This is a genomic window from uncultured Roseobacter sp. (assembly GCF_947499265.1).
In the GTDB taxonomy this organism is placed as follows: domain Bacteria; phylum Pseudomonadota; class Alphaproteobacteria; order Rhodobacterales; family Rhodobacteraceae; genus Roseobacter.
Window position 1 is genome coordinate 1 of sequence record NZ_CANMNK010000002.1, and the last position, 12,159, is coordinate 12,159.

The following is a 12,159-nucleotide window of genomic DNA, read 5'->3' on the forward strand; positions in this document are numbered from 1 at the left end:
AGCTGTGGCAGACCGACTTCACCTATCTGAAGGTCATCGGCTGGGGTTGGTTCTACCTCAGCACCATCCTCGATGATGTAACGGCTGTAGCCTGGGCATTCGTTGAGTACAGTTAGAATAGACTGATCTGGAAGCGATTTCGTGGGAGCAAGCCAAAGGCGTGTGGCAGGCACCAACACAGACGCCTTGGGATTTCCGGAATGATAAGTGGAACCGCGCCCTGGCCGAGCTGCCGGATGGCAAATTTCCGATCAAAGGCAACATCACCCCCGGCCAAGACAAACTGAAGATATACCACACGCCGTGGTCGCCGAATTACACCAGCACCAAAATTGATGTCACGGCCGGCGAGCGTTGGTTTGCTGCCGACCGGCTTTACCAATCTGATGCCCGTGTTCGGCGTTGTTCTGGGTTTGTCGATCCTCGACGAACTAATGGATCGATCCATGCTGATGGGCGGTGGCTTCGTGGTTGTGGGGCTGGTTCTATCAAACATTCAACGTTCGATACGCACATAAGTATCGGACTTAGAAAATACACCCACCGAGAAGCGTAGGTTGAGCGAATATCGTAAAAGCTTGATCGATTCCGGAGACAATCAATTGATCAAGAAGGTCGAGTGCGGCATCAGTGTTCTCTTTTGATGAGGTACCCCCCCAACCGAATTGACTCGAACTTTTATGCTATCTCAACATACTAGCGCGGTCGAAAAGCGGTTTGGTGGGTGAAGCCAAAAGGCCGATCTGACGAATCCAATTAATTAATTGTACGTATGTATAAATTATTGTTAACTTGCCTGACGAGGTGAGTCGCCTCAGACAGCAAGGATTTGGATGTGGTCGCGGAATTCACGATAGAGTGCCTTCTGAAATGCGAAAATCATCTGGGTGAAGGCCCGATTTGGGATGTCGAGTCAGGGCTCCTTTATTGGGTCGACAGCACCGGACCGCGCGTTGGCAAGGATGCGGTCTGGCAGCTGGATCCTCTGACGGGCGCGATGCAATCCTGGCCATTGTCCAGAGATGTCGGCGCCTTGGCGCTGCGAAAGGGTGGCGGTGCGGTGTTGGCGCTGACAGATGGATTTTACACGTTTGACTTCGACACCGGTAAAACGGAGTTGATTGTGTCGGTCGATGATGATCCATCCCGCGCACGCTTGAATGATGGCAAATGCGACCGTCTTGGCCGGTTTTTCGCCGGCGGCATGGACGACAAAGAAGAGTTGGGGATATGCGGGCTATGGCGGCTCGACCCGGACCTGAGCCTGCACAGGATCGAAGACGGGATCATTTGCTCCAATGGCCCCTGTTGGAGCCCGGACGACGCAACATTCTACTTCGCCGACACCTTTAAAAACGAGATTTGGGCCTATGATTACGATCTGGCCACAGGGCTGCCGTCCAATAAGCGTGTATTTGCTTCGACCCATGCTGATGCGGGCTTTGCGGATGGCTCCACCGTGGATGCCGAGGGGTATCTTTGGAATGCTCAGGTCATTTCAGGCGATTTGATCCGTTATGCGCCAGACGGCAGCGTGGAGCGCAAGATCTCTATGCCGGTGCGAAATATCACATCGGTGATGTTTGGCGGGCCCGATCTTGAAGACATCTATGTCACGTCGATGGCACGGGTGTCCCATCCTGCTGCGCATGACGGGTTTGCAAAACAGACCAAACCGCAATTCGCCGCCGGGAGCCTGTTTCGCATTCGCGGGTTGGGCATTCGCGGTGTGCCCGAGCCGCGTTTCGCGGGCTGACGGGAAAGAGGGAGGAAAACACATGAAACCATCTGCATTCAGCTACGAGTGTCCCAACGATTTGCAAGCTGCCCTTGCGCTGCTGGCCTCTGACGGGGACACCCGCATTCTCGCAGGTGGGCAAAGCCTCGTTCCAATGATGAACTACCGATTGGCCCAGCCAGAGCGTTTGATCGACATCAACCGGTTATCAGAGCTGGATTACATTCGCGACGATGGCGGCGTGATCGCAATCGGGGCCCTGGCGCGGCACGCGGCGATCAAGTCTTCGGATCTGATCAAAGAGCATTTTCCCATTGTTGCAGAGGCATACGACTGGATCGCACATGCCGCTGTCCGCAATCGTGGCACGCTGTGCGGCAATCTGTGCCATGCAGATGCCGCGTCTGAAATGCCCGCGATCATGCAAATACTGGAAGCTGAATTAGTGTTGTTAAAGGTTGGAACCAGCCGGGTGATTGCAGCTCAGGACTTTTTCCTCGGAACCTATGAAACTGCCATCGCGGCCGACGAAATATTGACCGAAGTACGCATTCCAAAACCCGCGGCTGGTACTGGATGGGGATTTGAAGAAGTGGCGATGCGTCGTGGTGATTATGCCTGGTGCACGGTCGTTGCGACGCTTCGGATCAGTGACGGCAAAATCGCAGCACCCCGCATCGCCATGGCCGGGGTCAACGACTGCGCTGCACGGCTCCGCGATGCCGAAGCTGCCCTGACCGAACAAACGCCCGGCGCGTCCTTGTTCGATGCGGTGGCAGACACCGTGGCCGACGCAGCGACACCCGCCGAAAGCAGTGCCGGCAGTGCGGCATACAAGCGTGACCTGATCCGTGCTTTGCTGCCGCGAGTGCTCAACGACGCTGTAACCCGCGCCACATGACGGGCAATCAATTCACCGAGGGGGGGACGAACATGACCAAAGTATCATTCAAAGTGACCGTCAACGGACGCGCGCGCGAGGCAACGGTACCGCCGCGCATGTTGTTATCTGACTTCATCCGCCAGGAGTTGTCCCTTCCCGGCACCCACGTCGGCTGCGAACACGGGGTCTGTGGCTCCTGTAACGTGATTGTCGATGGGCAGGCCGTGCGGTCTTGTCTGATGTTTGCCGTGCAGGTCGAAGGCTCCGAGATCACGACCGTTGAGGGGCTGACGCAGGGCGATGCCTTGCATCCGATCCAGCAGGCGTTCTGGGAAGAACATGGGCTGCAATGCGGTTTTTGCACGCCGGGCATGCTGGCCACGGCGCAAGAACTGCTGGCGCAGAATCCCGACCCCACGGACGACGAAATTCGCGAGGCGATCTCCGGCAATCTGTGCCGGTGCACAGGGTATGAATTCATCATCAGCGCCATTCGCTCTGCCGCGGTCAAACTGCGCGAGACAGACACCGAAACCACGCCTCAGCCCGTCTGACGCAGGAGGACCACAGCCATGTCATCGCATCTCAAAAGCAACGTCATTCCCCCAAGCCGTCAACGTGAGGTGCCGCGCACCGGCATGACCTGGATTGGCCAAAGCATGAAGCGCGTCGAAGATCCCCGGATCCTATCGGGAAAGGGCGGCTACATTGACGACGTCGCCGTGCCCGGCATGGCGCACGCGGCGATGGTATCGAGCCCGCATGCGCATGCGCGTATTGTCAGCATCGACACCTCAAAGGCGAAGGCGCTGCCCGGCGTGATTGGGGTCTATACCGGAGAAGACCTGGCAACAGTTGCCGATCCGTGTCCTAGCTTCGCCGCGCCGCCGATTACGCAGCATGCGATTTCCGTGGGCAAGGTGCGCCATGTCGGCGAGGTCGTGGCGGCGGTGGTGGCAGAGGATCGATATATCGCAGAGGATGCCGCCGAATTGGTCGAAGTCGAGTGGGAGATTTTACCCCCTAACGTCGATCTGGAAGTCGCTGCCGCGGCAGCAGGTGATGCGTTGCTGCATCCCGATGACCGTGACAGCAATGTGGCGCTGGATGAGAGTTTCAGCTTTGGCGATGTGGATCAGCACTTTGCCGAAGCCCATACTGTTGTGAAACGGCGGCTGCGTTGGCAGCGATCCTCTGCACAGGCGATTGAGACATGCGGCGTGGTGGCGCAATTTGATCCCTTCAAAGGCGGCTACACGATTCATTCCAATTCGAATTTCTACAATTTCATCCCCTTTGTGATCGGTGGATCGTTGCGCGTGTCTCCGGGCGAGTTGCGGATCATTCCTGTGCTGACGGGCGGCAGTTTTGGCTCGAAAGTATTCAACCACAAAATTATCATCCTGACAGCGGGTCTTGCCCGGCTGGCGGGCGTGCCGGTGAAATATATCGAGGACCGGCTGGAGCATTTCACCAATTCCGACAGCCATGGGTCTGATCGTCTTTACGACGCGGAACTGGCCATGGCTGAGGATGGCACTTTCACCTCGCTGCGGTTCACCGTGATGGACGATTACGGCGCCTATCTGCAATTCGGTGTTGGCACCCATGGCAACGCGATGGCGCAGGTCACCGGCCCCTATCAAATCCAGAGTTTCGGGATGCGGGTCATGGCGGTGCTGACCAACAAGACACAGCAGGGTCCTTATCGCGGTTTCGGCTCTGAGGTGACCAATTGGGTGATGGAGCGGATGGTCGATGCCGCCGCCGAAGAGTTGGGTCGCGATCCGGTGGCGTTGCGTGAGCAGAACATGATCCAGCCGGATCAGTTTCCCTATATGATCCCCACCGGCAATATTTATGACAGCGGCAATTTCCAGAAGGTGCTGGAAGAGGCCAAGACGATGTTTGATTTCGATGGGTGGCGCAGCAAGGCACGCGCGATGCGCGCCAAGGGGCGCTGTGTGGGCGTGGGCCTTGCGACCTGCATGGAACGCAGCGTGTATGGCCCCACAGAATGGTGGTCGCTCAACAACAAGGAGACACCTGGTTTTACGCTGACCTCGACACCCGAGGGCATCACCGTGCGGCTTGATCCGTCGGGCAAGATGTTTGTGACGCTGAATTCGCCGATGGTTGGAAACTCCCCTGAAACGGTGGTGGCGCAAATCCTCGCCGAACGCCTGACCATCGCGCCCGAAGATATCGTGTTCAACTACTCCGACAGCCAGTCGGGTTTTAACGGCGTCGGTCCGCAAGGCAGTCGCTTCACGGCGATGATTGCTGGCGCTTGCGTCAGCGCCTCGATCAAGCTGGAGGAGAAGCTGAAACGGTTCGGCGCGCATATGCTGCAACGCCGTCCCGAGGATGTGGAACTCCGCAACGGGGCGGTCGCAGTGAAGGGCTTGAAAGATCAGGAGAAGGCCTTTGGGGAGATCGCGCTGACCTCCAGCTTCTTCCGGCTCAGCTTTCCCGATGGCGAAGAATTCGACAGTGGGATCGAAACGACGGCAGTCTACGATCACCCCCTGTCGACGGACCCGGCGGAAGACCGCAGCCACCTTGGGATTTTCTATCCGATCGTCGGCCATATCTGCCACATCGTCGCGGTCGAGGTAGATCCCGGCACCGGCAAGGTTGAGATCCTCGACTATACCGCCGTGCATGATAACGGCACCATGGTGAACCCGCGCACCCTGGCCGGTCAGGTCTGGGGGGGAACAGCCAATGGCATCGGCACCACGCTGAGCGAGGTGTTCGAGTATGACGAAGACGGGCAGTTCACCAACCCAAATTTTGCTGAATTCGCCATGCCGACGGCCAATGAAATGCCGCGCAATTTCAAATTGGGTCATGTCGAGACACCGTCGCCCTATACTGAGTACGGTATCAAGGGCGGCGGTGAAGGCGGGCGGCTTGGGGCGCCATCGGCACTGACCAGCGCAATCGAGGATGCATTGTCGGATCGCGGCGTTAAGATAGCATCGCTGCCGGTCACGCCACCAATCCTGCGTGGGTTGATCCGCGATGCGGAGCAGGCAGCGACCGGATAGGAGCCCAGATGTCGAAACGTCGCCCCGTCATTGTCACCTGTGCCATCACCGGTGCGATTCATACGCCCGCCATGTCGCCGCATTTGCCCGCGTCTTCGGATGCAATCGTGGCTTCCGCCGTCGCGGCTGCGGAAGCAGGGGCGGCGATCCTGCACCTGCACGCGCGCAATGACGAGACCGGACAACCGGATCAAAGTGTCGAAGGATTTGGCCGCATTGTGCCGCAAATCGGCGCACAAACCGATGCCGTGCTCAATCTGACCACGGGCGGCAGCCCCTATATGACCGTTGAGGAACGGGTGCGCCCGGCCGCGCAGTTTGCGCCGCAACTGGCGTCCCTCAACATGGGATCAATGAATATGGGGCTGTTCCCGATGCAGCGCCGCTACCCCGACCTTGAGGGTTGGGAAAAGGCGCATCTTGAAGGGTCAAAGGATCTGGTTTTCCGCAACAGCTACAAGGATATCGACTATATCCTTGATGCCTGCCGCGACAATGGCACACGGTTCGAGTTCGAATGCTATGACACCGCGCATCTCTATAACCTTGCGCATTTCGCAGACAAAGGTGCGGTGAAGGCACCGTTTTTCGTGCAAACGGTGTTTGGTTTGCTGGGTGGGATTGGCGCGCATCCCGATGACATCGCGCATATGCGCCGCACCGCGCTGCGGCTGTTTGGTGATGATATGGTCTGGTCGGCGCTTGGGGCGGGTGCACATCAAATGCGGGTTGCCGCCACCGTTGTATCAGGCGGTGGCCACGTCCGTGTCGGGCTGGAGGATTCGCTCTGGTCGGGACCGGGCGAGTTGTCGACCTCCAATGCGGATCAGGTGCGCGCGGCGAAGACCCTGATCGAGACGCTGGGGGGGCGCGTGGCCACGGCGGACGAGGCGCGTCAGATTTTGATGCTGGCACCACAGCGGCAGGCGGCATGACGATGCGCCAGGAGCTTCGCAGTCTGAAACTGGACCAGACGCCTGCAACGGTGCGCAAACCCGGACGTCCCAAGGGCGGTCGGTCGGGTGAAACTCGTGAACGGATTTTGGACGCCGCCGAACAGCTTTTTGCCGACCGTGGGTACGATGGCGCGTCAATCCGGGACGTGGCGTCGGCGGCGGGCCTGCAGATCCACTCCATCGGCTATCATTTCGGTCCGAAAGAGCAGCTGTTTGATGCCGTGGTCGCGCGCCGTGCTGACATTATGACGGGTCAGCGCCGCGAGGCGCTGGCAGAGGCACGGCAGCGCGCGGGCGGGGATGCGATCCCGATTGTGCAATTGGTGCGCGACTATGTCAGCCCGTTCATACAGTCGGCCAGCCATGGCGACGTGGGGTGGCGCAACTATGCGGCATTGATGGGTCGGCTGGCCAACTCGCCTTTGGGAACGGAAATTATCGCGCGCCACTACGATGAAACAGCGCGTGAATACATCGCCGAATTGCAACGCGCACTGGCCGGAGCGAACCCCGAAGATGTCGTTGACGGCTTTTCTGCGATGGTTGCCGCCATGCTGGGTATTTGTGCCGCCACCGGACGTCCCGAACGGTTGTCGGGGCGTAGGGCACAACGCCCACCTGAGGACAGTTTCGAAACGCTTGTGCGCTTTCACACCGCAGGATTTCTCACTTTGACAATCGCTTAGGGAAAAGGACGGCCAAATGGAAACCACGCTTCAGACCGGCGCGACACATCAATTGCATGATAAGGTGGATGAAACGCGCACGGCTTTGGCTTTGGCCGAGGGGGGTGAGGTGCTGCCCGCCGTGTTTGGCACGCCCTTCATGATCGCGGATATGGAGCGGGCCTGCGCGGCACTGCTTGCCCCGCTTCTTGAAGACGGCAAAGTCTCAGTCGGCGCGCGGATCGAAGTGTCGCACATTGCGCCTACAGCTGTTGGCGGCGATGTGAAAACAACGGCGCAGTTCACGCAAAGCGAAGGCCCGCTTTATTGGTTTGATGTCTGGGCGGAGGATGCCGCGGGGCGTATCGGGAAAGGCCGGATGGCACGCGCGATTGTTGATCAAGAGGCGCTGCTGGCCAAAGCGGCTGCACGGGCATGACCGATCTCGAACAGCTGAAGGAAATCGAAAAGAAGGTGCTTTGGCTCGCCTGCTGGACGATCCACAACGCCAATCACCTGCGCGATAGCGACGAGATCAAGGTCGGCGGGCATCAGGCCTCTTCGGCCTCCATGGTGTCGATCATGACGGCGCTCTATTTCGCGGTTCTGCGGCCCGAAGACCGCATCGCCGTGAAGCCGCATGCGGGGCCGGTGTTTCACGCGATCCAGTATCTGATGGGCAATCAATCCCGCGAGAACCTGGAGAATTTCCGTGGTTTTGGTGGCGTGCAAAGCTACCCCAGCCGCACCAAGGACGTGGATGATGTGGATTTCTCGACAGGCTCGGTAGGCCTTGGCGTGGCCATCACTGCATTCGCTTCCATGGTGCAGGATTTCCTGATTGCCAAAGACTGGTCTGGGATCACTGCACCGGGTCGGATGATTTCCCTGATGGGTGACGCCGAACTGGATGAGGGCAATATCTACGAATGCCTGCAAGAAGGCTGGAAGCACGGGTTGCGCAACACCTGGTGGATCATCGACTATAACCGTCAAAGCCTTGATGGGATTGTCCATGAGGGGCTCAAGGACCGGATCGCCGGGATATTTGAGGCTTTCGGCTGGCGGGTCGAGATGTTGAAATATGGCGCGTTGCAGCGCGCTGCCTTTGCGGAGCCCGGCGGCGGCGCCCTGCGCATATGGATCGACAGTTGCCCGAACTCGATTTATTCGGCGCTGACTTATCAGGGCGGGACCGCATGGCGCGCACGGCTGATGGATGAGATCGGCGATCAGGGCGACGTCACAGCCCTGTTGGAGCGTCGTACAGACGCGGCGCTTGCTCGGTTGATGACGAACCTTGGCGGGCATTGCCTTGAAACTTTGAAGGCGGCCTTCGACGGAATTGAGGACGACACACCCACAGCTTTTATCGCCTATACGGTGAAGGGGTGGGGCACACCGCTGGCCGGGCACAAGGACAATCACGCAGGCCTGATGACCAAGGACCAACTGGCCGCGTTCCAAAAGGACATGAGCGTGCGGCAAGGGCACGAGTGGGACCGCTTCGAAGGATTGAACGACGCGGGCGGAGCCTTGAAAGAGGCCCTGGGCCGCGTACCGTTTTTTGCAAAAGGACCGCGCCGTGCCTCCACAACCAACATCGAGGTGCCACAGATCGCACCGCCAGGGGACAAGACAATCTCGACCCAGGCCGCATTCGGCAAGATACTCGATGCGCTGGCGAAGGGGAAAAACGGGCTCGCCGCGCGCATCGTGACGATGTCGCCAGATGTCACGGTATCGACCAATCTTGGCCCTTGGGTAAATCGGCGCGGTTTGTTTGGCCGCGCAGAACTGGCCGACACCTTTCGCGCGGAACAGATCCCCAGCACGCAGAAGTGGCGCTTCTCGCCCGAAGGCCAGCATATCGAGCTTGGCATCGCCGAGATGAACCTGTGTCTGCTGCTCGGCGCTGCCGGGCTCAGCCATTCTATGTTTGGCGAACGGCTTTTGCCGATTGGCACGCTCTACGACCCGTTTGTCAGCCGCGCGCTCGATGCGCTCAATTACGCCTGCTATCAGGATGCGCGGTTTTTGCTGGTGGGCACACCCTCCGGGGTCAGCCTCGCCTCAGAGGGCGGTGCCCACCAATCCATCGCCACGCCGCTGATTGGGATGAGCCAGGACGGGCTGGCGAGTTTTGAACCTGCCTTTGCCGACGAATTGGCGGTGATGATGGCATGGGGCTTTGACTACATGCAACGCGATGGTGACGCGGTGCAGGACGAACGCACCTGGCTGCGCGATGAAACCGGTGGCGCGGTCTATCTGCGCCTGTCCACCCGTCCGCTTGAACAGCCCACTCGCGCGTTGGATGCGACCCTACGGCAGGGTATTGTCGACGGTGCCTATTGGCTGCGCCCGCCCGGACCGAACTGCGATCTGGTGATCGCCTATCAGGGAACCATCGCGACCGAAGCGATTGCCGCTGCAGGCCTGTTGGCCGGCACGCGTCGTGACATCGGGGTGTTGGCCGTAACCTCAGCGGACCGCCTGAATGCCGGATGGCAGGCGGCACAACGCGTCCGGTCCCGCGGAGACGCCGGGGCGCGGGCGCATATCGAACGGCTGCTGCAGGACGTGCCACGTCACGCCATTGTGGTAACCGTCATTGATGGTCATCCTGCGACCTTAAGCTGGCTGGGCGGCGTGGTGGGTCACCGAACGGCGGGTCTCGGCGTTGAGCACTTTGGTCAAACCGGAACCGTGCAGGACCTATATCGACATTTCGGGATCGATGCAGAGGCGATTGCCCTGACGGCAAGTGGCCTATCACCCGGTCGGCCATTTGGATTGCCGGAGCGACGAAAAGGAACTGGTTCGTAAGCGAGCTTACGTCCTGCTGATACTTTCGCCGACAGAGTTCTTTCGCGGTGTTGATCCGCGTGTGGCGCATGTGCCTGCACAGTGTTCCGCACATCAATTTTGCTTGGAGATGACCGTGCGCCCGAGGAAGTAGCTCGTTGCGCCGGCACCGGCGGTCTCTTCCCAAGCGACCCGCAGGCGGTCGAGGTCGCCGAAGCTGGAAGCAAATATCGGGCCGTTCGCCTCAATCGGAGCCTGTATTTGTGGACCGCTTGTGCCCTGCGCCACTTGGGTGATCACGACAAAGCACCGGTTGCCGTCCAGGTCCAGACGCATCACCACATTATGCTGGTCGGCATTGCCGGAATAGGTTCCGATCATGCTGGTGCCCGCGCCGGAAACCAGGCGGAATTCACCCCCGGCGATTTCCAGGCCGCAGGCCAATTGACCACTTGTATCAAGCGCATCAATGGCCAGCACGGGTTCTTCGGTGATCGTCAGTTTCACGCCGCTGAAGGAGATTGTGTAGCTGTCTGTGTTGTGGGGTTTGCCGCCGGTCACGAGGTTCAGCACACCTGAAGACGACCCATCGGCCAGCAGTTGCGTGTTCCCCGAATTATATATCACATTTCCGGAGGACGATGCGCTGTCACCTGCGGGCGGGCCAGCCAGGGGGCCGGGGCCGCTGGGGGCTGCGCCATTTGCCTGACTGTCCAGAACTTCCGTGCAGCCCAGAACCGCGAGTGTGGAGAGGCAGGCGAGTGAAATCTTGAGAGAGTTGTGCATTGTTTTATCCTTGAACTTGTTATGAGGTTGCAGCTTTTTCCTTTGTTGCCTTGATCCGGGACCGGCCAAGCATCAGACACAGCCGCCCTTGGAAAACGTTTTCGGCCTCATCCACGTGGAACAAATGCACAGCCAGATACTCGTCCTCCTTGAGTCTTTGGGTCGGTGCAATTTTCACGTTGAGGGTGCGTTCTTCGAAAGCGCCAAGCGCGATACCTTCAACGACCGTGTGCCGACCGGGGGGCAGGTCACAGGCGCCCGTCGGCGTTGCATTGCGACGGCGCGTGAAATCAGCCGTTGGAAACAGTTTCCGCGCGGTTTCGCCAACGCTGGCCTCAATGGTTACCTGGTCCGCCTGGGGTGTCGATTGCAAGGATGCCTTTGGGGCGCGTTCCGGACGCAGTCCGTTCAAGGTGCGCCGAAATACCTTTCTGTGGCGCAGCTTTAGGTCTGATGCTGTGTCCAGATGTCGGGCGACATCTGCGCGCCCTTCGCCGATTTCCAACAAATCCTGCCCGGCGAAACGGGCTCGGATGGCTGGGGTTGTGGGGGTATCGCCGCGCAGTCTGATCCGGTGGGTCAACACCTCAACGCGTGCCGTGGCGGGGCGGGCCGTCAGGTTGGATAGACCAAGCGAGACATCCGGTGCCTGATCGATAATCGGCCAGGCATTCATCACCGCGACATGCCGATCCTGTACCGGATCGAGCGTATCTGCATGGCGGTCAAACGGCGTGCTGCATCTGACCACGATACCTTGGGCCAAACCGCCGCCAAAGGGGTTGGGAAACGACAGTGGCCGCGTCCGCACAAGCTTGGAGGTATGCGGTGAGATGATCGCATGTTCGGTCGCGACCAACACAGGGGACGGCCCGGGCTGGGTGATGCTGGGCGGCATCAGGAAAAACTCAATCTGAACCGGTGCGGCAGGGCCCAAGCCGATATTAGTGATCCAGCATTGCAAGATGATCGACCCGTCCGGCGTTTGCTCGGGCACAAAGGGGATGTCAGGACTATAGGCAAGGCTGGCGGCGTCTTCGGGCGGTATCGGCCGCACGCCGAGGTCTTCACCCCAGGACCTGATCACCAGATAGGGTGTCGCGGGGGGGGTGCGGCAGGGATCGAACCGCGGACGTCGCCGTTTCGGTTCTTTGGGTTTGGGGTCTTCCGTCGGACCGCCATCAGGGCCGCAATGATCGGTTGGCGGTTTTTTCCGGTCGGGGCGTTTTTTGTCGGGGTTCTGGTGCGTTTTTGAAGCTGTCATCGTTAC

11 protein-coding genes are annotated in these 12,159 nt (G+C 59.4%); 9 read left to right on the top strand and 2 right to left on the bottom strand.

Going from position 1 to position 12,159, the window contains the following annotated elements:
* Positions 1-335: 335 nt before the first annotated feature.
* The 9 genes from Q1A63_RS04655 (at position 336) to Q1A63_RS04695 (ending at position 10,124) form a co-directional block, all read left to right on the top strand.
* A complete protein-coding gene (locus Q1A63_RS04655; RefSeq protein WP_298970448.1) occupies positions 336-518 on the top strand; it encodes a hypothetical protein in 183 nt (60 codons plus the stop codon).
* 317 nt (positions 519-835) lie between these two features.
* Complete coding sequence (locus Q1A63_RS04660; protein WP_298970446.1) at positions 836-1,756, top strand: SMP-30/gluconolactonase/LRE family protein; 921 nt, start codon at positions 836-838, stop codon at positions 1,754-1,756.
* Positions 1,757-1,778: 22 nt separating this feature from the next.
* Entirely contained in the window at positions 1,779-2,639 is an 861-nt protein-coding gene (locus tag Q1A63_RS04665; RefSeq protein ID WP_298970444.1) for a xanthine dehydrogenase family protein subunit M, read from the top strand.
* Positions 2,640-2,671: 32 nt separating this feature from the next.
* Positions 2,672-3,175: a (2Fe-2S)-binding protein gene (locus tag Q1A63_RS04670; RefSeq protein WP_298970442.1), complete on the top strand. Its 504-nt coding sequence runs from the start codon at positions 2,672-2,674 to the stop codon at positions 3,173-3,175.
* Between the two features lie 18 nt (positions 3,176-3,193).
* On the top strand, positions 3,194-5,674 hold the full coding sequence (locus Q1A63_RS04675) for a xanthine dehydrogenase family protein molybdopterin-binding subunit (protein ID WP_298970441.1): 2,481 nt from the start codon (positions 3,194-3,196) through the stop codon (positions 5,672-5,674).
* Positions 5,675-5,682: 8 nt separating this feature from the next.
* Positions 5,683-6,609, top strand: coding sequence for a 3-keto-5-aminohexanoate cleavage protein (locus Q1A63_RS04680; RefSeq protein WP_298970439.1), 927 nt, complete (start codon positions 5,683-5,685; stop codon positions 6,607-6,609).
* 2 nt (positions 6,610-6,611) lie between these two features.
* Positions 6,612-7,316, top strand: a complete 705-nt coding sequence (locus tag Q1A63_RS04685) for a TetR/AcrR family transcriptional regulator (protein WP_298970437.1) — start codon at positions 6,612-6,614, stop codon at positions 7,314-7,316.
* A gap of 16 nt (positions 7,317-7,332) precedes the next feature.
* The gene (locus Q1A63_RS04690) at positions 7,333-7,734 is read left to right on the top strand and encodes a hypothetical protein (RefSeq protein WP_298970435.1); all 402 of its coding nucleotides are present in this window, start codon (positions 7,333-7,335) and stop codon (positions 7,732-7,734) included.
* Positions 7,731-10,124: a transketolase gene (locus Q1A63_RS04695; RefSeq protein WP_299630867.1), complete on the top strand. Its 2,394-nt coding sequence runs from the start codon at positions 7,731-7,733 to the stop codon at positions 10,122-10,124. The genes Q1A63_RS04690 and Q1A63_RS04695 overlap by 4 nt, the downstream gene beginning before the upstream one ends.
* Positions 10,125-10,217: 93 nt before the next feature.
* Here the strand turns inward: Q1A63_RS04695 and Q1A63_RS04700 are convergent, their stop codons facing one another.
* Together Q1A63_RS04700 and Q1A63_RS04705 are read right to left on the bottom strand one after the other, a co-directional pair.
* Positions 10,218-10,889 (bottom strand): hypothetical protein, encoded by a 672-nt coding sequence (locus tag Q1A63_RS04700; RefSeq protein WP_298970431.1) that lies wholly within the window; start codon positions 10,887-10,889, stop codon positions 10,218-10,220.
* A 19-nt stretch (positions 10,890-10,908) separates the two neighbouring features.
* Complete coding sequence (locus Q1A63_RS04705; RefSeq protein ID WP_298970429.1) at positions 10,909-12,153, bottom strand: hypothetical protein; 1,245 nt, start codon at positions 12,151-12,153, stop codon at positions 10,909-10,911.
* Positions 12,154-12,159 lie beyond the last annotated feature (6 nt).